Origin of the sequence: Streptomyces sp. HmicA12, from assembly GCF_000373565.1 — a bacterium.
GTDB lineage: Bacteria > Actinomycetota > Actinomycetes > Streptomycetales > Streptomycetaceae > Streptomyces.
The window spans coordinates 214951-241934 of sequence record NZ_KB891851.1 but is presented as its reverse complement, the minus strand read 5'-3'; the positions used below and the strand labels follow the sequence as shown (position 1 = coordinate 241934).

Annotated in this window: 21 protein-coding genes and 1 pseudogene; 11 read left to right on the top strand and 11 right to left on the bottom strand. The window is 71.5% G+C overall.

What is annotated here, in order from left to right:
• The first annotated feature begins 13 nt into the window (after positions 1-13).
• The 3 genes from B072_RS0140120 (at position 14) to B072_RS0140110 (ending at position 3330) form a co-directional block, all read left to right on the top strand.
• On the top strand, positions 14-1006 hold the full coding sequence (locus B072_RS0140120; protein WP_018535651.1) for an NADP-dependent oxidoreductase: 993 nt from the start codon (positions 14-16) through the stop codon (positions 1004-1006).
• Positions 1007-1174: 168 nt separating this feature from the next.
• Positions 1175-2095 (top strand): SAM-dependent methyltransferase, encoded by a 921-nt coding sequence (locus tag B072_RS0140115; protein WP_018535650.1) that lies wholly within the window; start codon positions 1175-1177, stop codon positions 2093-2095.
• A 77-nt stretch (positions 2096-2172) separates the two neighbouring features.
• Positions 2173-3330 (top strand): serine hydrolase domain-containing protein, encoded by a 1158-nt coding sequence (locus B072_RS0140110; RefSeq protein WP_018535649.1) that lies wholly within the window; start codon positions 2173-2175, stop codon positions 3328-3330.
• A gap of 12 nt (positions 3331-3342) precedes the next feature.
• Here the strand turns inward: B072_RS0140110 and B072_RS0140105 are convergent, their stop codons facing one another.
• Entirely contained in the window at positions 3343-4404 is a 1062-nt protein-coding gene (locus tag B072_RS0140105; RefSeq protein WP_018535648.1) for a rhamnogalacturonan acetylesterase, read from the bottom strand.
• 211 nt (positions 4405-4615) lie between these two features.
• Here B072_RS0140105 and B072_RS0140100 point away from each other — a divergent pair, with 211 nt between their 5' ends.
• Positions 4616-6313, top strand: a complete 1698-nt coding sequence (locus B072_RS0140100; protein ID WP_018535647.1) for a rhamnogalacturonan lyase B N-terminal domain-containing protein — start codon at positions 4616-4618, stop codon at positions 6311-6313.
• On the opposite strand, the gene B072_RS0140095 is transcribed toward B072_RS0140100, so the two are convergent.
• Together B072_RS0140095 and B072_RS0140090 are read right to left on the bottom strand one after the other, a co-directional pair.
• Positions 6310-8022, bottom strand: coding sequence for a stealth family protein (locus B072_RS0140095; protein WP_026246826.1), 1713 nt, complete (start codon positions 8020-8022; stop codon positions 6310-6312). The two genes, B072_RS0140100 and B072_RS0140095, sit on opposite strands and share 4 nt — an antisense overlap.
• A 265-nt stretch (positions 8023-8287) precedes the next feature.
• Positions 8288-8983 (bottom strand): TetR/AcrR family transcriptional regulator, encoded by a 696-nt coding sequence (locus B072_RS0140090; protein ID WP_018535645.1) that lies wholly within the window; start codon positions 8981-8983, stop codon positions 8288-8290.
• Between the two features lie 166 nt (positions 8984-9149).
• Here B072_RS0140090 and B072_RS0140085 point away from each other — a divergent pair, with 166 nt between their 5' ends.
• Entirely contained in the window at positions 9150-10067 is a 918-nt protein-coding gene (locus tag B072_RS0140085) for a carbon-nitrogen hydrolase family protein (protein WP_018535644.1), read from the top strand.
• On the top strand, positions 10064-11443 hold the full coding sequence (locus tag B072_RS0140080; protein ID WP_018535643.1) for an APC family permease: 1380 nt from the start codon (positions 10064-10066) through the stop codon (positions 11441-11443). Before B072_RS0140085 ends, B072_RS0140080 begins: the two co-directional genes overlap by 4 nt.
• On the opposite strand, the gene B072_RS0140075 is transcribed toward B072_RS0140080, so the two are convergent.
• Together B072_RS0140075 and B072_RS0140070 are read right to left on the bottom strand one after the other, a co-directional pair.
• Positions 11415-12824 carry an RICIN domain-containing protein gene (locus B072_RS0140075; RefSeq protein ID WP_026246825.1) on the bottom strand — a complete coding sequence of 470 codons (1410 nt, stop codon included), beginning with the start codon at positions 12822-12824 and terminating at the stop codon, positions 11415-11417. The genes B072_RS0140080 and B072_RS0140075 overlap by 29 nt on opposite strands.
• Before the next feature lie 10 nt (positions 12825-12834).
• A complete protein-coding gene (locus B072_RS0140070; RefSeq protein ID WP_026246824.1) occupies positions 12835-13905 on the bottom strand; it encodes a family 43 glycosylhydrolase in 1071 nt (356 codons plus the stop codon).
• Positions 13906-14154: 249 nt separating this feature from the next.
• Between B072_RS0140070 and B072_RS45100 the strand changes: the two are divergent.
• Positions 14155-14982: pseudogene (locus tag B072_RS45100) on the top strand (oxidoreductase).
• Between the two features lie 49 nt (positions 14983-15031).
• Here the strand turns inward: B072_RS45100 and mmuM are convergent.
• Complete coding sequence (mmuM, locus tag B072_RS0140060) at positions 15032-16003, bottom strand: homocysteine S-methyltransferase (RefSeq protein ID WP_018535638.1); 972 nt, start codon at positions 16001-16003, stop codon at positions 15032-15034.
• Between the two features lie 72 nt (positions 16004-16075).
• Positions 16076-16744 (bottom strand): DUF4389 domain-containing protein, encoded by a 669-nt coding sequence (locus B072_RS0140055; protein WP_018535637.1) that lies wholly within the window; start codon positions 16742-16744, stop codon positions 16076-16078.
• A 125-nt stretch (positions 16745-16869) separates the two neighbouring features.
• On the opposite strand from B072_RS0140055, the gene B072_RS0140050 reads away from it, so the two are divergent.
• A complete protein-coding gene (locus tag B072_RS0140050) occupies positions 16870-17247 on the top strand; it encodes a VOC family protein (RefSeq protein WP_026246823.1) in 378 nt (125 codons plus the stop codon).
• Positions 17248-17253: 6 nt separating this feature from the next.
• On the opposite strand, the gene B072_RS0140045 is transcribed toward B072_RS0140050, so the two are convergent.
• The 3 genes from B072_RS0140045 to B072_RS0140035 form a co-directional block, all read right to left on the bottom strand.
• Positions 17254-17967 carry a DUF6250 domain-containing protein gene (locus tag B072_RS0140045; protein ID WP_018535635.1) on the bottom strand — a complete coding sequence of 238 codons (714 nt, stop codon included), beginning with the start codon at positions 17965-17967 and terminating at the stop codon, positions 17254-17256.
• Between the two features lie 185 nt (positions 17968-18152).
• Positions 18153-18854, bottom strand: a complete 702-nt coding sequence (locus B072_RS0140040) for a helix-turn-helix domain-containing protein (RefSeq protein ID WP_018535634.1) — start codon at positions 18852-18854, stop codon at positions 18153-18155.
• On the bottom strand, positions 18851-19795 hold the full coding sequence (locus B072_RS0140035) for an AraC family transcriptional regulator (RefSeq protein ID WP_026246822.1): 945 nt from the start codon (positions 19793-19795) through the stop codon (positions 18851-18853). The genes B072_RS0140040 and B072_RS0140035 overlap by 4 nt, the downstream gene beginning before the upstream one ends.
• An 81-nt stretch (positions 19796-19876) precedes the next feature.
• Between B072_RS0140035 and B072_RS0140030 the strand changes: the two genes are divergently transcribed.
• Positions 19877-20749, top strand: coding sequence for an NAD(P)H-binding protein (locus B072_RS0140030; RefSeq protein WP_026246821.1), 873 nt, complete (start codon positions 19877-19879; stop codon positions 20747-20749).
• 167 nt (positions 20750-20916) lie between these two features.
• Here B072_RS0140030 and B072_RS0140025 read toward each other — a convergent pair whose 3' ends face one another.
• Positions 20917-22044 (bottom strand): YihY/virulence factor BrkB family protein, encoded by a 1128-nt coding sequence (locus B072_RS0140025; protein WP_026246820.1) that lies wholly within the window; start codon positions 22042-22044, stop codon positions 20917-20919.
• Positions 22045-22477: 433 nt separating this feature from the next.
• Here B072_RS0140025 and B072_RS0140020 point away from each other — a divergent pair, with 433 nt between their 5' ends.
• Both B072_RS0140020 and B072_RS0140015 read left to right on the top strand, forming a co-directional pair.
• A complete protein-coding gene (locus B072_RS0140020; RefSeq protein ID WP_018535630.1) occupies positions 22478-24901 on the top strand; it encodes a Pls/PosA family non-ribosomal peptide synthetase in 2424 nt (807 codons plus the stop codon).
• A gap of 13 nt (positions 24902-24914) precedes the next feature.
• Positions 24915-26933 (top strand): non-ribosomal peptide synthetase, encoded by a 2019-nt coding sequence (locus tag B072_RS0140015; RefSeq protein ID WP_018535629.1) that lies wholly within the window; start codon positions 24915-24917, stop codon positions 26931-26933.
• The last annotated feature ends 51 nt before the right edge of the window (positions 26934-26984 follow it).

Genomic DNA, 26984 nt, shown 5'->3' with positions numbered 1-26984 from the left:
GCAGGCTGGAGACATGACCACGAACACCAGCGCCCAGACCACCCAGCCGACTCAGCCGACCCAGCCCACGATGAAGGCCGTCCGGCAGGACGTCCTCGGTGAACCCGACGTGCTCCGGGAGACGGAGATCGCGCGGCCGCAGCCCGGCGTCGGCCAGATCGTCGTCGCCGTGCACGCGGCCGGGGTGAACCCGACGGACTGGAAGCACCGCAGGTTCGGCGCCTTCCTGGGCGAGCCGCCGTTCACCCTCGGCTGGGACGTGTCGGGGGTCGTCGAGGCGGTCGGGCTCGGCGTCGCCCTGTTCCAGCCGGGCGACGAGGTCTTCGGCATGCTGCCGTACCCGTACGGCGCCGGTGCGCACGCGGAGTACGTGGCCGGGCCCGCCCGCGCCTTCGTGCCCAAGCCCGCCGCGCTCGACCACACCGAGGCGGGCGCGCTGCCGCTGGTCTCCCTCACCGCATGGCAGGCCCTCGTCGACGTCGCGCGGGTGCGGCCCGGGCAGCGGGTCCTCGTGCACGCCGCGGCCGGGGGCGTCGGACACGTCGCCGTGCAGATCGCGAAGGCGCGCGGCGCGTACGTCATCGGCACGGCGTCCGCCGCCAAGCACGACTTCGTGCGCGGACTCGGCGCGGACGAGATGATCGACTACCGCACTCAGGACTTCGTCGCCGAGGCCCGTGACATCGACGTCGTCCTCGACCCGCTCGGCGACGAGATCCGGCTGCGCTCGCTGGAGGTCCTGCGGCCCGGCGGCATCCTCGTCTCGATCCTGCCGAACGGTTTCGAGGACGTCCCGGCCCGCGCCCGGGAACTGGGTGTGCGGGCCGCGACCATGCTGGTCGAGCACGACCAGGCCGGCATGGCGGCGATCGCCGAGCTCGTCGAGTCCGGCCGGCTGCGGGTGCACGTCTCCGAGACGTACCCGCTCGCCGACGCCGCGAAGGCGCACGCGGAGGGCGAGACGGGTCGTGTCACGGGCAAGCTGGTGCTGACGGTCCGCCCGTAGCCGGGACACCGGCGGCCGGGACACCCGGCCGCCGGGTCGGCGGGTTCCACCGGCTCCGTCAACGTACGCTCTCGGCCCGGGAGTTGACCGCACAGGTCTCAGGGTTACCGTGTGCCCTGCCCGGCACACACCCCTCCCGTGCTCCACCGAACGCGACAGGGACACCCGATGACCGACGCCGCCCGCACCGACGCCACCACCGGCGACGGCCCCGACACCGACGCCGCCGCCCGCATCCGCGACCGCATCGACACCTCGCGTCCGCACCCGTCCCGGGTCTACGACGCGCTCCTCGGCGGCCGCAACCACTACCCCGTCGACCGCGCGGTCACCCTGAAGTCCCTGGAGCGCAACCCGCGCGGCTATCTCGACGTCCGGCACAACCGGGACTTCATCCGGCGCGCGGTGCTGCACCTGACGCGCGAGCACGGGCTGCGCCAGTTCCTCGACATCGGCACGGGGCTGCCCACACCGCCGAACGTGCACGAGATCGCCCGGTCCGCCGCCCCCGCGTCACGGGTGGTGTACGTCGACCACGACCCGGTGGTCCTGGCGCACGCCCGCGCACTGCTGCACGGCGGTCCCGAGGGCAGCACCGCCTATCTCGACGCGGATCTGCGCGACCCGCACGCCATCCTCTACGGGGCCCGGGCCACGCTCGACCTGGAGCGGCCCGTGGCGCTCGGCCTCGCGGCGATCCTGCACTTCGTGGAGGCTCCCGCGGCGTACGACATCGTGGCGACGCTGCTCGACGCCCTGCCGTCCGGCAGCGCCGTGTTCCTCACCCATCTGACCGCCGACCTCAACCCGGAGCGGCTGCTGCCCGGTCTGAAGGCGACGGGCCTGAACTTCACGCTCCGCTCGCGCGAGGAGTTCCTGCGCTTCTTCACGGACAACGGCCTGGAGCCGGTCGAGCCGGGCGTGGTCCCGGTCCACCGGTGGCACCCGGACGGCACGTGGGACGCCACCGTCCTCGAACCGGAGGACGTGGCGGGGCAGGACGCCCTGGAAGTGGCCGCGCGGCGCGGCATCGGCGACGTACGGGACGAGGACATCAACATCTACGGGGCGGTCGCGCTCAAGCCGTAGCGGACCGGCGGGAATACCCGGCGCGGGGCACCGGTTCGATCATCCCGTAACGCCAACTCACCGAGGGGCAGCGGAAGATGAGCGGCAACGGGGTACAGGTGCACGGCACGGTCGCGGACGGCTTCGAGGACGTGCGCGAGGAGTTCGCGGCCGTCGTCGCCGAGGAGAACGCGGAGCCCGGGGCGCAGTTGGCCGCGTACCGGGACGGGCGGCAGGTCGTGGATCTGTGGGCCGGTGACGGAATGACGGGCTCGACGCTGACCGGCATCTTCTCCAACAGCAAGGGCGCCGCCTTCCTCACGGTGGCGCTGCTCGTCCAGGAGGGCGCGCTCGACCTGGACCGTCACGTCGCCGCGTACTGGCCGGAGTTCTCGCCCGACGGCACGGACCGGCTGACCGTGCGTGAGCTGCTCGCGCACCGCTCGGGCCGGATCGGCGTCGACGGCGGATTCACCGTGGAGGAGCTGGCGGACGACCGGGTGATCGCCGAACGGCTGGCGGGGCAGCGGCCGTTCTGGGAGCCGGGGACCGCGTACGGCTATCACGCGCTGGTTATCGGCGCGCTGGTCGGCGAGGTGGTGCGCCGGGCGACCGGCAGCACCCTGCAGCAGGTCTTCGAGGAGCGCGTCCGCGCCCCGTACGGCCTCGACGTGTGGCTGGGGCTGCCGGAGTCCGAGGAGGCGCGGTTCGCGCCGGTCCGCCCGATGGCGCCGACCTCCCGGCAGCAGGCACTCCTGGACATGAACACGCTGCCGTCCGACAGCCTGCTGCCCGTCGCCTTCAACCGCGCGGCCGACCCTTCCTTCTCCGTCGTCGACTACGCCAACTCCCGTACGGTGCGCGCCCTCGGGCCCGCGTCGGGCGGCGGCGTGGGCAGCGCGCGAGGGCTCGCCCGGATGTACGCGGCCGCGCTCAGCGGCGTCGACGACCGGCCCGCCTTCCTGAAGCCGGAGGCCGTCGCCGAGTTCACCCGGCGGGAGTGGACGGGCCAGGACCGGGTGACGGGCGAGACCGACCACTTCACACTCGGCTTCGAGACGGAGGGGCTGCGGTACGCGCCGCTGGGCCCGGACGCGTTCGGTCACTCCGGGGCCGGCGGTTCGGAGGCCTTCGCGGACCCGCGCTCCGGCCTCGCCTACGGCTACACGCGCCGCCGCATGGGCTTCCCCGGCGGCGCCGGTCCGGAGAACCAGCGCCTGGTGGCGGCGCTGGTCCGGGCGTCCGTCACGGCCTGACGGCCCGCCCTCTCAGCGCACGAGCCCTGCCGGGACGAGCTTCTGCTCGCGCAGGGCGTCCCGCACGAAGGCGGCGTACTCCGTCGCCCCCCGTACCGACGTGTGGGTGTTGTCCTTCTTCTCGTTGTAGAGGTACAGCGCCTTGGAACCCTCCACGCCCAGTTCCTCCACCCGCGCCTTCGTCAGCGCGGTCAGGTCGATCAGCGGTACGTCCTCGGCGGCGGCCAACTCCCTTATCACGGCGGGGTGGTTGACGCCGAGGCCGTTGACGAGGAGGGCGGTGTCGTTGTTCAGGGTGCCGTCGGTGTTGAACCAGCGCCGCACGATCGGTGTGACGAGGACCGGGCGGCCGCCCCGCGCCCGTACCCCGTCGAGCAGTGTCTCGAGGTTGGCGCGGTAGGTCGCCGCGTCGGTCGTCTTGTCGTTGTGCGCGAGCTGGACGAGGACCAGGTCGCCCCGCCGGATCAGCGGCTGCACGGTCGGGAACAGCGCGGGATTCTCCAGGTACGTCACCGAACTCTCCCCGGAGTCCGCGTAGTTGGCGACGGACACGCCCCGCTTGAGGAACTGCGGCAGCTCCTGGCCCCACCCGGTGTACGGCTCCGCAGGCTGGTCGCACACGGTGGAGTCGCCGACGAGGAAGATCCGCGGGGTGCCGTGTGACGCCGTCCGCGCCGGCTTGATCTGAATCGATGCAAGCTCGGGCGCGGAGCCCGCGAACGTGAGGTCGAGCCCGTCGTTGCCCGCGGGGCCGGTCGGCTCGCCCTCCGGGGTGCGGACGTCGACCGTGAACGAGCGCCGCACGGTGTGCCCGGCGGCCGTCGCCGTCTCCGCGAGCAGCGCCCGCCGCGTCTCGCCGCTGACCGAGGTGCTGCCCTCCGCGACCCCGCCCAGCTCGACGCTCACGTCGTAGTCTCCGGGCGCGACATCGAAGTGGCAGGTCACGGGCGCGGTCCCGGTGCAGTGGTCGAGCCCGCCGGATGCGGAGGCGGCGGGCGCGGCGGACACCGGGGTCAGCGCCCCTGCGGCGGCGACGGCGACGACGGCCAGGGCCAGGGTGACGGCACGTCTCATGGCGGGTGCTCCTCGGAACGAAGACGGGTGCGGGCGACGGCGCAGGACCCTAGCCGACGGGGCAAGCGCTTTCTAGTCTTCTTGCAACGATTCAAAGAAACGGGCGGAAATCTCAAGTCGCTTTCGCCGCAAGGGCTTTCGCGAACGCCGTTCGACTGTCACGCTGCCGAATCACCCGCACCTCCCACCCCACCCTCAGGAGGGCATCGCCATGCCCGAAAACTCTCTCCACCGCTCCGTCGCCCGCCATTCCGTCGCCCGCCGTTCCGTGCTCGCCGGAACGGCCGCCACCGCCGCGGTCGCCGCCCTGGCGGGACCGCTGTCACCGAAGGCGGCCGCCGCGTCGTTCGGCTACAGCGACGACGGCTCGAACTACGTCGTCGACACCGGCGCGAACCTCGTCCTCAAGGTCAGCAAGACCAACGGCGACCTGACCTCGCTCGTCTACAAGGGCACCGAGTACCAGGGCTACGGCGGCAAGAACTCGCACATCGAGTCCGGGCTCGGCACGTCCACCGTGTCGATCGAGCAGTCCGGTTCGACGATCCTGATCTCGGTCGCGTACGGCACGCTGAAGCTGTACTACGCGGCCCGCAGCGGCGAGAACAACGTCTACGTCTGGACCAACAAGGCCGACACCTCGGTCAGCGCCACGCGCTACATCCTGCGTGTCAAGGCGGGTCTGTTCCTCAACGACGAGCCGGACTCGTACACGTACGCGCCGACGACGATCGAGGCGTCCGACGTGTTCGCGAAGGCGGACGGCCAGACCAGATCGAAGCACTTCTCGAAGCTGCGCGTCATCGACTACGACTACATCGGCTGGACGACGGGCAGCGTGGGCCTGTACATGGTCCGCTCGAACCACGAGAAGGCGTCCGGCGGCCCGTTCTACCGCTCGCTCCTGCGCCACCAGAGCGCGGACGGCGGCGGGTTGTACGAGATCCTGTACTACGGCCAGAACCAGACGGAGAGCGAACGCTTCGGCCTGCAGGGTCCGTACGTCATCGCCCTCACCGACGGCGGCGCCCCGTCCTCCGCGCTCCACTCCGCGAACCTCGACACGTCCTGGGCGGACTCGCTCGGCCTGTCCGGCTACGTCGCCGCGAGCGGCCGCGGCCGGGTCGCGGGCGTCGGCATCACGGGCCGCGACACGTCGTACGCGTACACGGTCGGGCTCGCCAACTCGGCTGCCCAGTACTGGGGTTCGGCCCGCGCCTCGGACGGCTACTTCTCGATCGCGAAGGTTCTCCCCGGCACGTACACGCTCACCGTCTTCAAGGGCGAACTCGCCGTCACCACGCAGTCGGTGACGGTCACCGCGGGCGCGACCACGACGCTCAACTCGCTCGCGATCCCGTCCTCGAACGACCCGTCCAACGCCCCCGCGATCTGGCGCGTCAACGACTGGAACGGGACCCCGGGCGGCTTCAAGAACGCGGACCTGATGACGTACGCGCATCCCTCCGACGTCCGCGCCGCGTCCTGGACCGGCAACGTCGTCATCGGCAGCGGCACCGAGACCTCGGCCTTCCCCTGCTACCTCTGGAAGGACGTCAACAGCGGCCTCACCGTCTACTTCAAGCTGACCGCCGCGCAGGCCGCCGCCGCGCACACCCTGCGCATCGGTGTGACGACGGCGTACGCGAACGGGCGGCCGCAGGTCGTCGTGAACGACGCCTGGACGTCGGCGATCCCGTCACCACCCACGCAGCCGGCCACCCGCTCCCTGACGAACGGTTCGTACCGCGGCAACAACCACACGTTCACGTACTCCGTGCCGGCGTCCGCCTGGCTGACGGACACCGGCGCGTACAACACGCTGAAGATCTACGTGGTGAGCGGCTCGGGCACGACGTCGTATCTCAGCGCGGGCACGGCGGTGGACGCGATCGACCTGCTCGTCTAGGCGTCGCGCTCGAAGCGGCTGGGGAAGGGGAAGTAGCCCTCCAGGAAGGCGTGGATCTTCCGGTGGATCTCCTCCTGCTGCTCGGCGGGGCTGTTGACGTCGTTGAGGCAGAAGAAGTCGAACCGGCGGTTCGTCAGGAGCTCGGCGAGCCGCTCGTCGGCGTCGCCCCGGGCCACGTCCACATAGCGCGTCTTGTACGTCCCGGGCACCGCGCGACCGGTGAGAAACGCCTGGTGGTGGTGGAAGGAGGCGCCCATGGCGATGTCGGTCGGAGCGCGGAACCGGGACCGGCTGGTGCGGTCCACGTCCGCCGCGTAGCGCTCCTCGATCTCCCGCATCACGGCGCGGATCTGAGGGTGCGGGGTGTGCGCGAACTTGTTCACCGTCATGCGCCCGTGGTCCTCGCGCAGCAGGCGCCGGACGTTCTTGCCCGCCGAGTTGGGGGCCGCCTCGTCGGCGTGCGGTGCCCCGAGACCGAGCTGGGAGGGCGAGAAGGGCACCTTGGCGATGCCGTTGCCGTGGAAGAAGTGCCCCGGGGTCACCGGACGGCCGAGGAAGACGTCGTCGTTGAAGTACAGGTAGTGCTCGGCCAGGCCGTCGATGTGGTGCAACTGGGTACCGATGGCATGGGAGTTGAAGACGGGAAGCGCGTCCGGGTCCCGGAATATCTCCTTGTGGTCGACCACCCGGATGCCGGGGGCCGTGATGTCCAGCCACGACGGGGTCTGCCCGTCGGTGACGATGTAGATGTTCCGCAGGAACGGGGCGTACATGTCCAGCGAGCGCAGGGAGTACTTGAGCTCGTCGTGGCTGGTGTAGCGGGAGGCGCCCGCCTCCCGGGACCGCGCGTCCGGCGCCCGGCCGGTGCGGTGGGCCTCGCGCTTGGCGGCCAGCACGGGGTCGTCGCCGTCCACCCACGTGTAGACGGCGTCCAGGGGGAAGGTGACCTCGTCGATGCCGGGCACGGTGAAATCGGCGAAGGTGGGGTGGGCCGTGCCCCCGATCGTGCGGGTCGCGGGCGTCCGGGCCTCGGCCGGTACGACGTCGGAGACCGCGTTGGGACGGGGGCCCACCAGCGCGCCGTCCAGGAGGGCGGGCGGCGCCTGGAAGCGCAGGCCACCGAGGATCTCGGCGGCCCGGGCGTCGCCCTCCTCGCGCTGCTCCACGAGCGGGCCGCCGTCGCGCCAGAACTCCACGTCGCAGCCCCTGACCAGGCCGGCCAGCACCTGTCCTGCCGGGCCGAGGAGGATCTCGCCGAACCGGATGACCGGGCGTCGCTTGAGCTCGACGGGCAGGGCACCCTCGGCGTACAGGGCGGCGGTGGCGGGCCAGATGTCCGACACCGGCTCCGCCGCGTAGAGCGCCGTTCCCGCGTACAGCTCACGCAGCGCGCCCAGCAGCGCCTTGCGGTCGGTCAGCCTGACCCCGACGACGTACCGCTGCACGGAGCGCCCGGGCACCATGAAGTACTCGACGCCCGCGTGCTCGAGGGCGGCCGTGACCAGGCCGAGGTTGCGCTCGGCCGCCCGCCCGTCCTCCAGGCCGCTCACCCGGCGCCCCACCCAGGTGCGCCCGTCGGCCGTCACCTCGCCCAGTGCCGGGTCCCCCGCCAGCAGCTCGCCACGCCGGTCCACCGTGACCACCTCGGGTGCGGGCCCGCGCCGGGTCTCTCGGCGCAAGCGGGACAAGAGGGGTCTGGGCGTCGCCATTACAGGTCCGATCTTTCAGGCGTCACAACTGAGGCATCAGCACACGCATGTGCCGCGGGAGGCCACCTCAGACTAAATCGGCAGGACGCATGTTCGACCGGTGCGCATGTCTGGCGGGCAAGCGTGAGCCAGACGTGACGGATTCTCTGCCAAACGGCAGCCTGACCTCGTACAACCTTTTCCGGAGACCCCTTTCCCGGCGACTTTCCGGCGACCGGTGCCCGCCGGACGTCAGCCGCCCCGCGCCCTGTGAACCGGCCGGAACCTAGCCGGCCGCGACGGCCCGTTCCGTCGCCGCGATCAGCGCCTCGACCGCCGTGTCGTAGAGCGCCTTCGGATCGACGGCGGCGAGCGCCTCGACATGGGCCCGGGTCACCGGGTAGTCCGCCTCGGACTGCCGCGCGTAGATCCGGGTCCACGTCGTGGCGTCCTTCTCCTGCACCGCGGGGCCGAGCTGGTCCAGCGTGGCCGCGTGGGCGCACAGGCCGAGGGCCGTGTCCACGAACGTCCGGTACAGCAGCACCGCCCGCTCCGGCTCGGCGCCCGAGCGGGCGAAGGCGGCGAGCAGCAGTTCCACCATCCGCTGCTCGGCGGGCCCGCCGGTGGTGCGGGCGAAGGTCAGCGCGGTGATCGCCGGGTAGCGGGTCTGGATCTGCCAGGTCGACGCGGCGAACCGGCGCAGCGTGTCCTGCCAGGCCTCCTCCTCGGGCGTCCGCTCCATCTGCTGCATCTGCTCCAGGGAGAGCTCGATGGTGCGCTCGCAGACGGCGAGCAGCAGTTCGTCCTTGTCGCGGAAGAGGCGGTAGAGGACGGTCGCGTCGACGTCGAGCTCCTGGCCGAGCCTGCGCATGGTCAGGCCCGCGGCCCCGTCGCGCTCGGCGAGCCGGAACGCGGCGGCGACGGCTGCCTCCTGGCGCAGGGTTCTGCGCTCCCGGGCCGTGCCGGCCGTCTTCTTGGTCATGGATCTCCTCGGGTGCGTCGGCCGACGACCCTAGCAACGGCCTCCGACCGTTACCAGCGGGCATCAACGGCAGGGACAACAAAAATGACAACACCGTTGACAACAGTGTTTCGCATCGGGTTCCGTGTCCCGCGTCACCCGATCCGACCTCACCCACAGGAGCCCCATGAGCCGGCATCTGCGCCTGGCCCTCGTCCAGGAACGCGCCCAGACCCTGGAGCAGTTCGCCGCGGGCCTGCGCCTGCTGATGAAGTCCCCCAACGCGGCGCGGCTCGTCGTCTACCCCGAGGCTCACCTGTACTCGGTGGGCGCGGAGTCGCTCTCGGAGCAGGAGATGTACGACACCCACGCCGAGCCGCTGGACGGCCCGCGCGGCACGGTGCTCAGCGGCCTCGCGCGGGAGCTGGGAATCTGGCTGATCCCGGGGACGGTCCTGGAGCGGGACACGGAGACCGGCGATGTGTACAACACGGCCGTGGTCTACGGCCCGGACGGCGAGCTGGTCGCGCGCTACCGCAAGATCTTCACGTGGCGCCCCTTCGAACCCGTCTGCGCGGGCCGCGAGTTCGTCGTCTTCGACATGCCGGGGTACGGCAGGGTGGGCCTGTCGATCTGTTACGACAGCTGGTTCCCTGAGGTGTCCCGCCATCTGGCGTGGCTGGGAGCCGAGTTGATCGTGAATGTCGTCCAGACGCCGACGGCGGGCCGGGCCCAGGAGATCCCGGTCAACCAGGCCAACGCGATCGTCAACCAGGTGTGGGTGGCGAGCGTGAACGGGGCGTCGCCCACCGCGCAGGGGCACAGTCTGCTCATCGACCCGGAGGGGCAGATCCAGGTCTCCGCGCCGGGCATGGAGTCGACGACGCTGAGCAGCGTGGTGGACTTCGACCGGGTGTCGGCGGCGCGGAAGTTCGGCACGTGCGGCGATTCCTGGCCGTGGAACCACTTCACCGACGGCGACCGCCCGCTGGAACTGCCGCTCTACAACGGCCGGATCGATCCGGCGACCTGGCGTCCCACGACGCCGCCGCAGACCCCTGAGGGCCTGCGTCCGGCCGGTCCCGCCTCCGGCGCGGCGTCGTGACGGGCGAACGGCCGGCCGAGCTCACCGGACGGCTCTCGCTCGCGTCGGTGGTCACCTTCGGGCTCGCCTACATGGCGCCCAGCCTGGTCATGGTGGTCTTCGGAGTGATCGCGGCGGCCAGCGCGGGCACGGCGCCCACGGCGTTCCTGGTGGCGACGTGCGCGATGTTCCTGACCGCTCTGAGCTACGCGAAGATGGCCCGCCACTATCCGGTCTCCGGCTCTGCGTACTTCTACACACGCAAGCTGATCGGCGCCCCGGCCGGATTCCTGGTCGGCTGGGCGGTGCTGCTCGACTATCTCTTCCTGCCGATGGTCGCCTGGCTGGTGCAGTCGGTGTATCTGAACGCCCAGTTCCCGTCGGTGCCGGTGTGGGCCTGGATGCTGCTGAACGCAGGGCTGACGACACTCATCAACATCGTCGGTCTCGCCCTCACCGACCGCGTGAACAAATTCCTCACCTCCATCGCGGTGTTCCTGGTGCTCCTGTTCGTCGCCTACTGCGTCGTCCATCTCGGCGGGCACGCCCCGGCGTCGTACACCGCGCCGCTGTGGAACGACGGCAGCAGCCTCAACGGCATATCGATCGCCGCCGCCGTCGCCGCGTACTCGTATCTCGGCTTCGACGCGGTGACGACGCTCTCCGAGGAGACCCGGGACGCCGAACGCACCATCCCGCGTGCCGTGATCCTCGTCGTCGCCATCGGCGGGCTGCTCTTCGCGGCGGTCGCCTACGTCATGCAACTGGTGCATCCCGGAGGGCGGTTCGCGGATCCGGAGATCGCCGCGTACGCGATGTCCGTCGAGGTCGGCGGGCAGACGTTCGCCGACTGGACGAACCTCGCCGGCATCGTCGGCGGCTTCGCGTCGGGGCTCGCCGTGCAGCTCAGCTCCAGCCGGCTCATGTTCATCATGGGCAGGGACGGGGTGCTGCCGCGCCGCGTCTTCGGCGTGCTGCACCCGCGCACCGGGACACCCGTCCTGTGCCTGCTCCTGACGGGCGCCATGTGCCTGGTGGGCCTGAACATCTCGGTGGCGACGGCGACGTCGTTCATCAACTTCGGGGCGTTCCTCGGCTTCACCGTCGTCAATGTGGGCGTGATCGTCTTCTACGTGCGGTATGGGCGCGGCGGCGCGGGTGTCGGGGCGCTCGGGTACGTGGTCGTACCGGCGCTCGGCGCCTGCGTCACCGTGTATCTGATGACGCGGCTCAGCGGGGTCGCGCTGACCATCGGCGGCTGCTGGCTCGCCGCCGGATTCTGCTGGCTGCTGTGGCTCACGCGCGGGTTCCGCCGCCCCACGCCGGAGCTGGCTCCCGACGACGACGGCGGGGCGGCGGAGGAAGACGTCAACTGCCGCGCGTCCACTGCTGGTTAGTGGCCCCGCTGCAGCTGTACGTGATGATCGCGGCGGAGTTGTCGGCGGACGCCCCGTTCACATCGAGGCACTCGCCGGTGGTGCGGGCCTTCAGGGTCCAGTAGCCGCCGGACGAGGTGGCGGTCCACTGCTGGTCGGTAGCGCCGGTGCAGGTCTCCTGGGTGACGTTCGTGGCGTTCTCCGTCAGGCACAGGGAGCCGGCCCGGCCGACCAGTGCGGAGTAGCCGCCGCCCAGGTCCTTGAACCAGAACTTCTGGTTGCCGCCGCCGTTGCAGGTGTACTGGGTGACGGCGACACCGGTGAGGAGGGACTGGTTCGGGACGTCGACGCATTTGGCGCTGTGCCGGGCGATGAGCGTGTTGTACGTGGCGCTGGTGCCCGTGACGGTTCCGGCGGCCGTGTCGACACCGATCTCCGGGGACCAGCTCATGCTCATGGTGGTGGAGTTCGAGAACGTCAGCGGCAGCCACACGTAGCGCGAGCCGTTGACGTCGGTGCCGAAGGAGTTGCCCCAGCGGTCGCCCATATAGAGGTAGCCGGTACCCGCGCTTCCCTGGACGGGGAGGACGTAGGCGGTCTGTGAGCCGTACGCGGTCGAGTCGCCGATGTTCTTCATGGCACTCCACGGGCCCGCGAGGGAGGTGGCGGTGGCGTACTGCTGCTGGTTCGGGCTCCAGCCGGTCGCGCCGGAGGTGAGCATGAAGTAGACGCTGCCGCGCTTGAAGAGGGCGGGGGCCTCGCGGTGGCCGCCGGGCCAGGGGTTGGCGACGAGGCTGTCGATGGCGGTGTAGTCGGCGGTGAGCCGGTAGATGTGCAGGTCGTAGTTCTCGTTGGCGGCCGAGACCATGTAGCCGGTGCCGTCGGTGTCCGTGAAGACGGTGATGTCGCGGGACATGTGCTGGCCGAGCGGGCGGAAGCTGCCCCGGTAGGTGTAGTTCCCGTCGACGGTGTCGGAGACGGCGACTGCGGCGCGGGCCTCGCTGTAGTCGCTGCTGCCTTCCTTGTGCATCCACATCACGAACTTGCCGGTGGCCGCGTTGTACATGACCTTCGGGCGTTCGATGTTCGCGGAGGCGAGCTCGCTCGCGCTGGACCGGGTCAGGACGTGGTTGCGGAACTCCCAGTTCTTCAGGTCGGTGGAGCGGTACGCGTCGACGTACTGGAAGGTGTTGTCGTCGGCCCGGTGCTCGCCGAACCAGTAGTAGTAGGAGCCGACCTTGATGACGCCGCCGCCGTGCGCGTGCAGCGCCTCGCCCGAACTCGTCGTGAACTGGGTGCCGTTGGCGATGGTCTGGGGTGCGGCCTGGGCGGGGGCCGCGGTCAGCAGGGCGGCGGCGAGGGCGCAGCCCAGGGCGAGCAGGGCCGCACAGGCACGTCTCAGGGATGTCATGTCAGGCGCTCTCCTTCGGGGTGGGCGCGTCGGCGACGGGGATGCCGAAGTGCGGGGTGCCGTCGCCGCGCCATCCGAGCTTCTGGATGCGGGTGTGCCGGTTGGGGTCGTCCAGCGGGTCGCCCTCGATCTCCTTGTACGGGCGGGCGTGGTAGACGAGGACGTCGGTGCGGCCGTCCTCGGCGACGGTGAACGAGTTGTGTCCCGGGCCGTACTGCCGGGTGCTGTCGTTGCTGGTGAAGACGGGCTCCGGGGACTTGGTCCAGGAGGCCGGGTCCATCAGGTCGGCGCCGGCGTCGGCGGTGAGCAGGCCGAGGCAGTAGTGGAAGTCGGTGGCGCCGGCCGAGTAGGAGAGGAAGACGCGGTCGCCGCGGGCGAGGAACGAGGGCCCTTCGTTGACCTTGTAGCCGACGCACTCCCAGTCGTACTCGGGTGTGGTGAGCCGGACTTGAGGGCCCGCCAGGGTCCAGGGATTCGCCATCTTCGACAGCCAGACGGCGGTGTTGTTGTCGACGTCGGGCTCGTGCTGCGCCCAGGCGAGGTAGCGCTCGCCCCGGTGGGTGAAGGTGGTGGCGTCGAGCGAGAAGGTCTCCCAGGCGGTCCTGATCTGCCCCTTCTCCTCCCACCTGCCCTTGAAGGGATCGGGGTTGGTGTTCTCCAGGACCCAGATCCTGATGTCCCAGACGCTCTCGGCGGGCGCGGCGGCGAAGTAGACGTACCACGCGCCGTCGATGTGGTGGATCTCCGGCGCCCAGATGTGCGCGCCCATGTCCCCGGTGGCGTGCTTCCTCCAGATGACGGACTCGTCGGCGCCGGACAGCCCTTGGAGGGTGCGGGAGCGGCGCAGGATGATCCGGTCGTACTCGGGGACGGTGGCCGTGAAGTAGTAGTGACCGTCGGAGTGCCGGTGGATGTGCGGGTCGGCGCGCTGCTCGACGAGCGGGTTGCGGTAGCCCCGAACCCGGTCCACCGCCGCGGCCTGCGACGCGGTTCCGGGAAGGGCGACGAGCGCACCGGTGGCCGCGGCGCTCCGCAACATGCCCCTGCGGGTGGGCTGTTCGGATGTGTTCATACTCCCCTTACGCCTTCGTCCGAGTGGCCGAACGTCAATCGTCATCACGAACAACGTGAAGGTAGAGGCGTGTTACGGGGAGGTCAACGGGTCGGACGGAACTGGCGGGTCCGCCGTGTCCCCGGCACATTCGGCATAGCCGACGGTGATGGAAGAAGGACTTGGACGGCGAGCGGACGACCGCGGAACCTTGAGTACGGCGCACGGGGCACCGAAGTCCCGTCACCCGATGACGAGTTGAGGTCACTGATGAGCAAGGTCTGGTTGATCACCGGTGCGAACAGCGGTTTCGGCCGCGCCTTCGTCTCGGCGGCTGTCGCCGAGGGTGACACGGTCGTGGCCACCGCCCGCAGGCCCGAGACGCTCGCGGACCTGGTCGCGGCGCATCCCGGGCGCGTGGAGGCGGTGCCGTTGGACGTGACGGACCTGCCCGCGATCGACGCGGCCGTCGCCGGCGTCCTCACCCGGCACGGCCGGATCGACGTGCTGGTGAACAACGCGGGCCGCGGTCATGTCGGCGCGGCGTAGGCGGCCACCGACGCGGAGCTGCGGGACCTGTTCGACCTGCATTTCTTCGGGCCCGCGGCGCTGGTGCGCGCCGTCCTGCCGGGGATGGGGGCGCGTCGCTCCGGGGCGATCGTGCAGATGAGCAGCATGGGAGGGCAGGTGTCGTTCCCCGGCGTCGCGGCGTACAGCGCCACGAAGTTCGCCCTGGAGGGGTTCTCGGAGGCGCTCGCCCAGGAGGTCGCGCCGCTCGGCGTCAAGGTGCTGATCGTGGAGCCCGGGGCGTTCCGCACGAACCTGATGTTCAGCAGCACGGCGAGCGCGGAGATCGCCGGCTACGAGGAGACGGTCGGAGCCTTCCTCACCATGTCGGACAAGGCGACGGGGAACGAGCCCGGCGACCCGGCGAAGGCCACCGCCGCGGTCCTCTCTGCGCTGGGTGCGGACGCGCCCCCGCTGCGGCTCCCGCTGGGGGACATGGGGGTGGACCGGGTGCTCGGGCATCTCGACTCGGTGCGCACAGAGGTACTGGCCTGGCAAAAGGTCACCCGAGCCACCGCCTTCGGCGATTGACCTGCCCGGGGCGGCGCCGAGGCCGCGTCGCCGCCCCGAACCCCGCTGCTCAATCGCCGGAGAGGCTCGCTCGACCGGAATCGGAGGGGCTCGCACGATGCCGTGCGCGGCAGAAGTCGGCCGTCTCCTTGATGGCCTCGGGCCCCACCCGGCAGCACCCGCCGATCAACCGGGCTCCCCGATCCCGCCACCCGGCGAGCGACTCCCCCGCGAAGGACGAGTGCCCGACCCAGCGGCGTGCCCGCGCGTCCCAGGTCTCCCCGCTGTTCGGATACACCACCACCGGCTTCCCGGTGACCCGCGCGGCGCTCTCGATCGCCCGGTCCACGTCTCCCGGTACGCAGCAGTTGACGCCGACCGCGATCACCTCGGGTACGTCGGCGGCGAGTGCGAACGCCTCGTCCAGCGGCTGCCCGGCGCGGGTCCGGTCCCCGTCGATGCTGTACGAGAGCCAGGCCGGCACCCCGAGCCCGCGCACCGCGCGCAGCAGGGCCCGTGCCTCGTCGGCGTCCGGCACGGTCTCCAGGGCGAACACGTCCGGCCGCGCCGCGGCGAGGGCTTCGAGGCGGGGCCGGTGGAAACGTTCGAGTTCCGCCACGGTCAGCCCGTACCGGCCCCGGTACTCCGAACCGTCGGCGAGCATCGCCCCGTAGGGCCCGGCCGACGCGGCCACCCACAGCGGCCGCTCGACCCGCGCCCGCCGCGCCGCCTCCCGGGCCAACTCGACGCTCAGGGCCATGAGTTCGGCGGCCCGCGCCCGTCCGATGCCGCGCCGCGCGAACCCCTCGAACGTCGCCTGATAGCTGGCGGTGATGGCGACGCTCGCGCCCGCCTCGTAGTACGTGCGGTGGGCCGCGACGATCGCCTCGGGGTGCTCGTCGAGCAGCCGCGCCGACCACAGCTCGTCGCTCAGGTCGTGCCCGGCGGCCTCCAGCTGGTTGGAGAGGCCGCCGTCGAGGACGAGGACCGGGTCGTCGGAACCGAGCGACGGGAACGCCTCACCGCCAGGAACACTGTTCATGACGTCGACGCTACTAGGGCCAGTCTTCAGACTCCCGCCTGCCTCGTGCGCCCCCGTCGCCCCTGGTACGCCCTACTGGTCGATGAGCTGCCGCTCGCGCCCTCCCTGGTCGAGCCGGAAGGGCGGGTACACGTCGGTCATCAGGTACGCGTAGGCGAGCACGCGTGCGGCCCAGCGGTGCAGGCCGACGTTCAGGTCGTACATGCCGCGCGGGTAGACGCCCGTGAACAGGAGGGCCACGCCGGCGTAGAAGGTGAGCAGCCCGCACAGGCCGACGGCCGTCGTGGAGGAGCCGACCAGGAGCGACAGCAGGAACAGCTGGGGCAGCACGAGCAGCCAGCCCTTGATGAGCACCAGCCAGCGGTTGAGGTCCTCGGGGTAGGCGACGTCGAGGCGGGCCGGGTAGTCGGGCGCGGCGCCGAGCGTGAAGGGCGGATAGCGGTCGGTGCCGAGCGCGCCGTACGAGTAGTAGCCGACGCGCCAGGTCCAGCGCAGCACCCCGAGGTTGAAGTCGAACAGGGCCCTCGGGTAGCGGGTGGTGAACAGGATCGCGAAGAAGGCGATGACGGTGACGACGGCGTGCGCGATCCACAGGAACAACAGCAGGACGTAGTGCGGGATCGCGAGGATCCACTTCACCAGCCACAGCCAGCGCGAGAGCGCCGGATCGTAGTCGCCTTCCAGGGTGACGGGGCTCGGTGGGTGCTTGCTCGGGGCGGTGCTCAGGGTGGGCGCGGACATCGTTCCCCCTCCGCCTGGCGGTCTGGGCCCTTCCTGTGTAAGTCCGCCCGGCGGCCCGAACAAGGAGATGCGCCGCGTCCGTTTCGTACAAGACCGTGGGCGCGCCGCGCGCCTACGGTGAGCGCATGAACGACATCAGCAACCGTGAGATCCGTATGGACGCCATCGGCGTCGCCACCTCCGACCTGGCCGCCGCACTCGCCTTCTACCGCCTCCTCGGCCTCTCGTTCCCGGAGGGGGCCGAGCAACTGCCGCACGTGGAGGTGGAGTTGGCGGGCGGCATCCGGTTGATGTTCGACCCGGTCGAGGACGCGCCGGGCCGCGGCACCGGCCGGATCGCGCTCGCCTTCCACTGCGGCGACGCCGCCGGGGTCGACGCCGCGTACGACACGGTGACCGCCGCCGGGCACCACGGTGAGAGCAAGCCGTTCGACGCGCCCTGGGGCCAGCGGTACGCGGTCGCGCACGATCCGGACGGGAACCAGATCGACCTGTTCGCCTGACCGTCGCTACCGGGGGCGGCGCACCTCGAAGTCGGCGAGGCGGAAGTGGCTCCACGTCGTACGGAACGCGAAGTGCCCGCTCGTGTACGGCTCGGGGTCGGTGTAGTCGAAGACCAGTTGCCCGTTGTTCCACCACTGGACCGTGGAGCCGTCCGAGACGATCCGGACCCGGTTCGGCTCGTTCGCGGTGAGGAGCGGCCCCGGGTAGTCGTAGACCAGGGGCCGCACCCCGCTCTCGCCGACGTAACGGCGCAGCCGGGTCGTGGTGTTGTAGTTCGCGCCGAAGCCCGCGTAGTACGTAGTGAGGTAGTCGTAGTCGGCGAGCGCGCCGGTGCGGGTGGTGGCGAAGAGGTCGCGTGGGGAGCGGACATCGGTCGCGTTCCAGAAGTTGTTGAGGTCGGACACGCGGTCGTTGACGCCACCCTCGTCGACCGGCGTGGCCGTGTACGAGATGACGTACGGGCCGGTCAGGCGTTGTCTGAACCAGAGGGACGCACCGGCCGGTACGTCGATGTCGAGGACGCCGCGCGAGGCCGTGACGCTGCCGCCGTTCTCCAGCTCGACGGCCCAATGGCGCAGTCCGTGGCGGAAGCCGTCGGCCGCGATCAGCCGCCCCCGCGGCCGCGCCGACGCCGTACCCGCCGGCAGCAGGACCCCGGCGGCGGCGCCCGCGAACAGGGCGCCGAAGGTGCGGCGGGAGGGGGTGGTGCGCCTGGTCATGCGTGCTCCTCGGGGTGCGGTGCGCGACGGGCTCGGCTCCACGGTGCCGATGCCGACTACCGGTGACGATGGCCGTCGAAGCGCATCGACACCAGATCCTCACGGAACACGCCACGCGATCGCAACACTCCGCACATGAACCCACAGGTTTCCCTGGGGCCTCTGACGGCTTCCTCCAGGTCGCCTCACACGAGGCGGCGCAGCGTGTCTCCCGTCAAGTCCTTCACCTCGCGGGCGAGATGGGCCTGGTCCGTGTACCCGGCGCGGTACGACGTCTCGGCGAAGGGGACGCCCGCGCGGGCCAGGGCGAGGGCGCGCTGGAGGCGGAGGATCCGGGCGAGCGTCTTGGGTCCGTAGCCGAAGGCGGCGAGTGAACGGCGGTGCAGGACACGGGTGTTGAGCCCCGCGCGGCGCGCGGTCTCGGCGACGGTGGCACCCGCGCGCAGGGTGCGGACGATGCCGGCGAGCCGCGGGTCGGGCGGGCCCGTGGCGTCCGCCAGACGGACCGCCAGCGCCTCCAACTCGGCCGCGGGGTCGGGCGATTCACCGATGCGCTCGGTGAGCCGCCGCACCCGCGCGGACGGCCACAGCTCGGCCAGGCCGACACCGCGGTCCCGCAGTTCGTGGGCGGGGACGCCGAGGCAGGCGGGGGCCGCGCCGGGCGCGAACCGGATGCCCGCGTACCGGGTGACGGCGGCGGGGGCGGGGCGGTGGGCCCGGGTGTCGGGGCCCGCGACCCTCAACTCCCCCTCCACCCACAGCAGATCCATGCAGCCGTCGGGCAGCACCGGCGCGGCAGGGCCCCGGGCCGGGTCGACGGTGCGCCGCCACACGACGGCGCCGGGCACCAGGGCCGTCCGCTCCTCGTACCCACCGTCGCCCGTCACGACCGGTACTCCTGCGGGCTCACGCCGTACACCCGCTTGAACGCGCTCGACAGGGCGAAGGCGCTCCCGTACCCGACCCGGCGCGCTATCGCCGCGACCGTCAGCTCCTTGTCGCCGTCGCGCAGCGCGTCCGCCGCGAGCGCGAGCCGCCAGCCCGTCAGGTACGTCATCGGGGGCTCGCCGACCAGTTCGGTGAAGCGGCGGGCGAGCCCGGCCCGCGACACCCCGGCCTTCTCGGCGAGTTCGGTGACGCTCCACGGGTGCGCCGGGTCGTCCTGGATCAGCCGCAGCGCGGGGCCGACGACCGGGTCGCCGAGCGCCCGGTACCAGGCCGGCGCGACCGCCTCCGGGCGGGCGAACCAGGCCCGCAGCGACGCGATGAGCAGCAGGTCGAGGAGCCGGTCGAGGACGACCTCCTGGCCCGGCTCGTCCCTGCCGATCTCGTCGGCGACCAGCGGGGTCAGCGGGCACCGCCACACCTCGGTCGGCAGGACGAGCAGCGGTGGCAGCGCGTCGAGCAGCCGGGCCGTGATCTCGCCGCGCATCTGGTACGTCCCGATGAGCATCCGCACGGGCGCGCCCCGCGCCTCGCCCCACTCCCGCACCCCGAGGTCCCGGTACCGGCCGACGTGCGCCGGGCCGAGCGGGCGGCAGGCCTGGCCGGGGCCGATCTCGGCGCGCGGCGCGGTCGCCGGGTCGTCGCAGCAGACGTACGGGTCCGGGCCGCGGGCGATGGCGATGTCCCCGGGGCGGATGTGCCGCGGTACGGCGTCGCCGCCCGGCCCCTCGGGGAGGATCCACGCCTCGCCCTCGTCCATGATCATGACGGTGAGCGGCGCCTCGTCGGCGATCCGCAGGGACCACGGCGGCTCGAAGCAGGCCCGGATCATGAAGGCCCCGCGCGCCCGCGGCCCCTCCAGGAGCCCTGCGAATACGTCCATACCGGCCAGCGTAGACGGACGCGTATGGGAGTGAGCGGCTCACCGATGTCGGCGTGCGCGGGGCGGCAGTTGACTGAACGCATGACAGAAAACACGCGGGACAAGCAGCACACAGAGCACGTGAAGACGGTGACGACCGTGCTGGTGACCGGCGCGACCGGGCGGACGGGGAGCCGGGTCGCGGACGCGGCGCGCGCCGCCGGGCTCACCGTGCGGGCGGCATCGCGCTCGGGCGAGGTGCGGTTCGACTGGGCCGACCCGGGCACGTGGGACGCGGCGCTGCGCGGCGCCGACGGGGCGTACCTGGTGTACCCGCCGGACGTCGGGGCGCCGGGCGCGGCCGACGCGGTGGGCGCGCTGGCCCGCCGGGCGGTGGCCCTCGGGGTGCGCAGGCTCGTGCTGCTCTCGGCGCGCGGCGAGGATCAGGCGCTGCCCGCGGAGGCGGCGCTGCGCGCGTCGGGGGCGGACTGGACGGTCCTGCGGTGCGCGTGGTTCGACCAGACCTTCAGCGAGGGGCCGCTGCTCGAACAGGTGCGGGGCGCCGAGCTGGCGTTCGCCGCGCCGGACGCCCTGCACGAGCCCTTCATCGACGTACGGGACATCGCGGACGTTGCGGTGACGGTGCTCCGGGACACGACGGACCGGTACGCGGGCCAGGTCGTGGAACTGACCGGGCCCCAGGCGCTCACGTGGGGCGAGGCGCTGGCGGAGGTGGGGCGGGCCACGGGCTCGCCGAAGCGGTATGTGGCGGTGCCGGTGCGGGAGTACGGGGCCGCGCTGCGGGAGTTCGGTGTCCCGGAGGAGGAAGTGGCGTTCCTGGTCGACCTGTTCGGCACGCTCCTGGACGGCCGCAACGAGTCGGTGACCGGTGCCGTGGAGCGGGTCCTCGGCCGCGCCCCACGCCCCTTCTCCGCGTTCGCCACGCAGACGGCGACATCCGGCACCTGGAAGTAGGGGGCACCCCGCCGGGGACGCGGGCCAGGACCAGCCCCATAAGGGGCGCGGGGAACTGCGCGACCAGCCCCCACCGGGCGATCACCCGCGAACGGCGCTGTACCGGCCGCCCGATGAAGCGCTCACCCCGCGCCGGGGGCGCCGCCCCGAGACGGCGGGGCCGGGCGTCAGGCCTCCTCGTCCTCCGGAGGAACGTCGCGGCGGGTGTGGGTCGTCCGCAGGCGTGACGTCACGTCCTCCGGGGGCAGGAACTTCGACCAGCGCTCGGGGAACTCGGACGGCATGTCGGGGTCGTCCGGATCCCGCGCCGCCTCGGAGCGGGCCACCAGCTGCGCGGCGACAGCCGTCCGCACCCGCTCGTTCGCGGCCCGCGCCGCGGCCGTGGCGACCGAGGGCCACACCCGGTCGATCGCGGCGTTCACCGCGGCGCCGACGAGCACCGCGAACGCGGACACGCCGATCCACAGGAGCACCGCGACCGGCGCGGCCAGCGAGCCGTAGATCGTCGGGCCCTCGATGGTGTTGGTGATGTACAGCCGCAGCAGGAAGCTGCCCGGGATCCACATCGCGAGCGCCACCAGCGCCCCCGGCACGTCCTCGATCCACGGCGAGCGCACCGGCACGGACACGTGGTACAGCGTCGTGAGGAAGGCGATCGAGAGGATCAGGACGACCGGCCAGTACAGGATCTGGACGAGCGTCTCCGACCACGGGACGAGGGCGATGACCGCGTCGGGACCGGCGATCATCAACGGCAGCGCCACCGATCCCACCACCAGGCCCACCAGGAACAGCAGGAACGCGAGCAGCCGCGTTTTGACGATGCCGCGCACACCGTCGAGGCCGTACATCACCGTCACGGTGTCGACGAACGTCGACACCGCGCGCGAGCCCGACCACAGCGAGATGAGGAAGCCGATGGAGATGACGTCGGGGCGGCCGCCCTTGAGGACGTCGTCCAGGATCGGCTGCGCGATCTCCCGTACGCCCTCGTCGGTGAGGACGGTGCGCGAGGCCTCCAGGATGTTGTCGCGGACCCCCTCGATGGTGTTGGCGCCGGTCCACGCGTCGACGTAGGCGAGCAGTCCGACCAGCGACAACAGCAGGGGCGGCACCGACAGCAGCGTGAAGAACGCCGCCTCGGCGGCCAGGCCCAGGATGCGGTACTCCATGCAGGAGTTGACGGTGTCCTTGAGCAGCAGCCAGGCGGTCCTGCGCTTGGAGACGTTCTGGTAGAGCACACGCGCCCGGTGGAGACGGCCCTGCGGCTGGGGGGATTCACTTGCTGGCTGCACGCCCTAAAGGTATCCGTCACACGTGGCCACACCCATCCCCGGTGCCGTGCCCGGCCCGGCGTCCACTGCCGGAACCGCGCTGGCCGAATGACGCGGCCACTCGCGGGGAACCGCCCGGCGCCTTTATGCCGTCTTCCGTGTGAGTTCCCCGGCAGTGGACGCCATTTCAACGAAGAAACGACATGACCGCGTCAGCGCCGGGGAACGGGAAAGAGCCAACTGTTCAATCCGGGTTGAACCGTTCATGAAACGGCAGAAAGAATCCGGATTGTATTCGTTGTGCCCGGCGGGGGGCCGTGCGAGCGCAACGTACCTGGGGGGACATCGGGGGTTGCGGGCCTTGCCCGTTGCAGAAGCGCTGCCGTGCGAGGTGCGCATTTCACCGTTTGCTCCTGCTTTTCAGAAACAACAGCGATAACCACGAGGAGCATCTGTGGCGAACGGCACCGAAATCGTTCTCGCCGAAGTTCTGGCGGATGTCGTGCGGCAGGATCATGTGCCGCCCGAGAGTCATTTCTTCGACGATCTGTGCGCCAATTCCCTGGTGATGGCACATTTCTGCGCCCGCGTGCGCAAACGCACCGACCTGCCGTCGGTGTCGATGCGGGACGTGTACGGCCATCCCACGATCCGCTCGCTCGCGGCCGCGCTCGACGCGGTCCCGGCGGCCGAGCCGGTCCCGGCCGCGCCGCCGGAGCCACCGCCGCCGCCCGGCAGCACGCGCCGCTATCTGGTCTGCGGCGCCCTGCAGTTCCTCGTCTTCGCCGTGTACTGCGCGGTCGCGGGCCTGGCCACCGCGGCCGGCTACGAGTGGGTGTCCGCGGGCTCCGGCGGCGCCGACGTGTACCTGCGCTCGGTGATGTTCGGCGGCGCCCTGTTCGCCGGCGCGTGCGTCGTGCCGATCGTGGCGAAGTGGCTGCTGGTCGGCCGGTGGCGGGAGACCGAGTTCCCGGTGTGGAGCCTCGCGTACGTCCGCTTCTGGACCGTGAAGGCGCTGCTGCACGCCAACCCGATGGTGCTGTTCGTCGGCAACCCGCTGTACGTGCTGTACCTGCGGCTGCTCGGCGCGCGGATCGGCAAGGGCGTGACGATCCTGTCGCGCGACGTGCCGGTCTGCACGGACCTGCTGACGATCGGCGCGGGCACGGTGGTCCGCAAGGAGTGCCACTTCCTCGGCTACCGGGCGCACGCCGGTCGGATCCGCACCGGCCCGGTCACGCTCGGCCGGGACGTGTACGTCGGCGAGAAGACCGTCCTGGACATCGGTACGTCGATGGGCGACGGCACCCAGCTCGGCCATGCCTCCGCCCTCTACGACGGGGCCTCGGTCCCGGCGGGCGAGCACTGGCACGGCTCTCCCGCGCGCCGCACGGACGTCGACTACGTCCGGGTGCCGCCCGCCCGCACCTCGGCCGTCCGCCGGTCCTGGTACGCGCTCGGGGGCCTCGCGCAGATGCTGCTGCTGTACGTGCCGCTCGCGATCGGCGGCAGCTATCTGCTGCTCACCGAGGTGCCCGCGCTCGGCTCGCTGCTCTCGCCGGCCTCGAACGACCTGACGTCGGCGGCGTTCTACGGGCAGGCGCTCGCCCTGTCGCTCGCGGGCTTCGTCGGGTTCCTCGTCCTCGGATTCGCCGTCGTGTCCCTCGTGCCGCGCGCGCTGCGGCCGCTGCTGCGCGAGGACCGCACGTATCCGCTGTACGGCTTCCACTACTCGGTGCAGCGCGCGATCGCCCGGATGACGAACCTCAAGTTCTTCAAGTGGCTGTGCGGCGACAGCTCGTACATCGTCGGCTACCTGCGCGCCATCGGCTACGACCTGTCGCAGGTCGAGCAGACCGGCTCCAACTTCGGTACGGAGGTGCAGCACGAGACGCCGCACCTGGCCACGGTCGGCAGCGGCACGATGGTCGCCGACGGTCTGTCCGTCGTGAACGCCGACTTCTCGGCCACGTCGTTCCGCGTCTCGCGCGCCACCATCGGCGCGCGCAACTTCCTCGGCAACCACATCGCCTACCCGGCGGGCGGCCGCACCGGCGAGAACTGTCTGCTCGCGACCAAGGTGCTCGTGCCGCTGGACGGCGAGGTGCGCGAGGGCGTGGGGCTGCTCGGCTCGCCGCCGTTCGAGATCCCGCGCTCGGTGGAGCGCGACAGCCGCTTCGACCATCTGCGTGAGGGGGCCGAACTGCCCCGCAGGCTCGCCGCGAAGAACCGCTTCAACCTGCGCTCGATGGCGCTGTTCCTCGGTGTGCGCTGGCTGCACTGGTTCGCGCTCTCGCTCCTCGGGTTCGCCGCCTTCGACCTGTCCGACCACTACGGCCGGACCGGCGGACTGTTCGTCGGCGCGGGCATGGTCGCCGCGCTCGCGTTCAGCACCGGCTACTACGTGCTCGTGGAGCGGATCCTGTGCCGCTTCCGGCCGCTGGAGCCGCGGTTGTGCTCGATCTACGACCCGTACTTCTGGTGGCACGAGCGGCTGTGGAAGGTGCCGGACAACCATCTGGCCGCGTTCAACGGGACGCCGTTCAAGAACGTGGTGTGGCGGGCGCTCGGCGTCCGGCTCGGCCGCCGGGTCTTCGACGACGGCGTCAGCATCACCGAGCGGACCCTGGTGTCGATCGGCGACGACAGCACGCTCGCCGCGCACACCAAGGTGCAGGCGCACTCGCAGGAGGACGGCACGTTCAAGTCCGACCGCATCGCGATCGGCGCGGGCTGCAGCCTCGGCACGGGCGCGCTCGTCCACTACGGCGTCGACATGGGCGACGGTGCCGTGCTCGCCCCCGACTCCTTCCTGATGAAGGGCGAGCAGATGCCGCCACAAGCACGCTGGGGCGGAAACCCCGCGGTGGGGAGGTAGGGCCATGACCTCTATGACCGAGTACGAAGTGCGGCTTCCCGCGGGCCTGTCGACGTCCCACGAGGCGCTGGAGTCCGCGCACGCCCGGGTGCTCGACGCGCTGTCCGCCGCACCCGACGACACCGCGCTGCGCGTCGGCGTCACGGACCGGCACACCCTGTGCCTGCGCTACCGCCCCGACACCTACGACCGCGCGGCCGCCGAGCGCATCGCCGGCTACCACGTCGCCGCGCTCACCGCCCCGCTGCGCCGGAGCCTGCTCTCCGAGGAAGAACTCCGTTACCAGCTGGAGGAGTTGGCGGGACCGCACCGCGATCTGCCCGACCGGCGGGTGCACGAGCTGTTCGAGGAGCGGGCCGCCGCGCACCCGGAGGCCGTCGCGGCCGTGCACGGGGAGCGGCAGTGGACGTACACCGAGCTCAACTCCCGTGCCAATCAAGTGGGTCGGGCGCTCCTTGCACGCGGTCTGCGGCCCGAAGGGGTCGTCGCCGTGGTGATGGAGCGCGGCCTGGAGTGGATGGCCGCCGTCCTCGGCGTCCTGAAGGCGGGCGGCGCGTATCTGCCCGTCGAGCCGCACTTCCCGCGGGAGCGGATCACGGGGATGCTCGACCGGGCGGGCTGCTCGCTCGTCGTCACGGACGACCGGGCCGCGAGCGGCACCGTGTCCGTGGCGGGCGCCTGCTCCGAGGGGCACCTCGACACCGACCTCGGCCTGCGGATCGGCCCGGACCAACTCGCGTACCTCTACTTCACGTCCGGCTCCACCGGCGAGCCCAAGGGCGCGATGTGCGAGCACGCCGGGTTCCTCAACCACGTACTCGCGAAGATCGACGACCTGGGGATCGGCTCCGGTGACGTGGTCGCGCAGACCGCGCCGCAGTGCTTCGACATCTCGCTGTGGCAGCTGGTGGCCGCCCTGGTCGTCGGCGGGCGCACGTGCGTGATCGGGCAGGAGACGATCCTGGACGTGCCGCGGTTCGTGGAGGCGGTGGAGCGCGACCGGGTGAACGTGCTGCAGGTCGTGCCGTCGTATCTGGAGGCCGTGCTGGCCGAGTTGGGCCAGCGGCCACGCGAACTCCCCTTCCTGCGCTGCGTGTCGGTGACCGGCGAGGCGGTGAAGGCGGAGCTGGTGCGTCGCTGGTTCGCGGCCCGGCCCGGGGTGCGCCTCGTCAACGCGTACGGCCTGACGGAGACGTCGGACGACACCAACCACGAGGTGATGGAGCGGGCCCCCGACGGCGACCGGGTGCCGCTCGGGCGGCCGGTCGCGAACGTGCGGATCTACGTCGTCGACGAGGATCTGCTGCCCGTGCCGCTCGGCGCGCCCGGCGAGATCGTCTTCTCGGGGGTGTGCGTCGGGCGCGGGTACGTAAACGACCCGGAGCGCACGAAGGCCGCGTTCACCGAGGACCCCTACCGGCCGGGCGAGCGCCTGTACCGCAGCGGCGACCACGGGCGCTGGCGGGCCGACGGGAAGCTGGAGTTCCTCGGGCGGCGCGACAACCAGGTGAAGATCCGGGGCTTCCGGGTCGAGCTCGGCGAGATCGAGAACGCGCTGCTGCGGGTCGCCGGAGTCCGGGACGGCGCGGTGGTCGTGGTGCGCGGCACCCAGCTGGCCGCGTTCTGCACCGCACCCGACCCTGCACAACTCACCCACGTACGAGACGAGTTGGCGGTTTCGCTGCCGCCATACATGGTGCCGTACGCCGTGCACTGGCGGGAGCGGCTGCCGCTCACCGGCAACGGCAAGGTCGACCGCCGTGCGCTGACCGCGCTCGCCGAGGAGCTCGACAGCACGGCGACGGAGCCTCCCCGTACGGACGTCGAGCGCCGGCTGGCCGCCGCCTGGGCCGAGGTGCTCGGCGTACCCGTCGAACGTGTCGGCCGCCACGACCACTTCTTCGACCTCGGCGGCACGTCCCTGGCCGCCGTGAAGCTGGTGATCGCCCTCGACCGGGCGCTCACCCTCAAGGACGTCACGCGCCGGCCGGTCCTCACGGACCTCGCGGCGCTGCTCGACCGAGCCGTCTGAGAACCGAACCGACCGAGAACCGCCCGGAACCGCTCCGGGAAACTTCTGAAA

Excerpts from the sequence above, each read along its gene's own strand:
- B072_RS0140120 (WP_018535651.1), top strand. The coding sequence starts at position 14 with ATGACCACGAACACCAGCGCCCAGACCACCCAGCCGACTCAGCCGACC.
- B072_RS0140115 (WP_018535650.1), top strand. The coding sequence starts at position 1,175 with ATGACCGACGCCGCCCGCACCGACGCCACCACCGGCGACGGCCCCGAC.
- B072_RS0140110 (WP_018535649.1), top strand. The coding sequence starts at position 2,173 with ATGAGCGGCAACGGGGTACAGGTGCACGGCACGGTCGCGGACGGCTTC.
- B072_RS0140105 (WP_018535648.1), bottom strand. The coding sequence starts at position 4,404 with ATGAGACGTGCCGTCACCCTGGCCCTGGCCGTCGTCGCCGTCGCCGCC.
- B072_RS0140100 (WP_018535647.1), top strand. The coding sequence starts at position 4,616 with ATGCCCGAAAACTCTCTCCACCGCTCCGTCGCCCGCCATTCCGTCGCC.
- B072_RS0140095 (WP_026246826.1), bottom strand. The coding sequence starts at position 8,022 with ATGGCGACGCCCAGACCCCTCTTGTCCCGCTTGCGCCGAGAGACCCGG.
- B072_RS0140090 (WP_018535645.1), bottom strand. The coding sequence starts at position 8,983 with ATGACCAAGAAGACGGCCGGCACGGCCCGGGAGCGCAGAACCCTGCGC.
- B072_RS0140085 (WP_018535644.1), top strand. The coding sequence starts at position 9,150 with ATGAGCCGGCATCTGCGCCTGGCCCTCGTCCAGGAACGCGCCCAGACC.
- B072_RS0140070 (WP_026246824.1), bottom strand. The coding sequence starts at position 13,905 with ATGAACACATCCGAACAGCCCACCCGCAGGGGCATGTTGCGGAGCGCC.
- mmuM (WP_018535638.1), bottom strand. The coding sequence starts at position 16,003 with ATGAACAGTGTTCCTGGCGGTGAGGCGTTCCCGTCGCTCGGTTCCGAC.
- B072_RS0140055 (WP_018535637.1), bottom strand. The coding sequence starts at position 16,744 with ATGTCCGCGCCCACCCTGAGCACCGCCCCGAGCAAGCACCCACCGAGC.
- B072_RS0140050 (WP_026246823.1), top strand. The coding sequence starts at position 16,870 with ATGAACGACATCAGCAACCGTGAGATCCGTATGGACGCCATCGGCGTC.
- B072_RS0140045 (WP_018535635.1), bottom strand. The coding sequence starts at position 17,967 with ATGACCAGGCGCACCACCCCCTCCCGCCGCACCTTCGGCGCCCTGTTC.
- B072_RS0140035 (WP_026246822.1), bottom strand. The coding sequence starts at position 19,795 with ATGGACGTATTCGCAGGGCTCCTGGAGGGGCCGCGGGCGCGCGGGGCC.
- B072_RS0140030 (WP_026246821.1), top strand. The coding sequence starts at position 19,877 with ATGACAGAAAACACGCGGGACAAGCAGCACACAGAGCACGTGAAGACG.
- B072_RS0140015 (WP_018535629.1), top strand. The coding sequence starts at position 24,915 with ATGACCGAGTACGAAGTGCGGCTTCCCGCGGGCCTGTCGACGTCCCAC.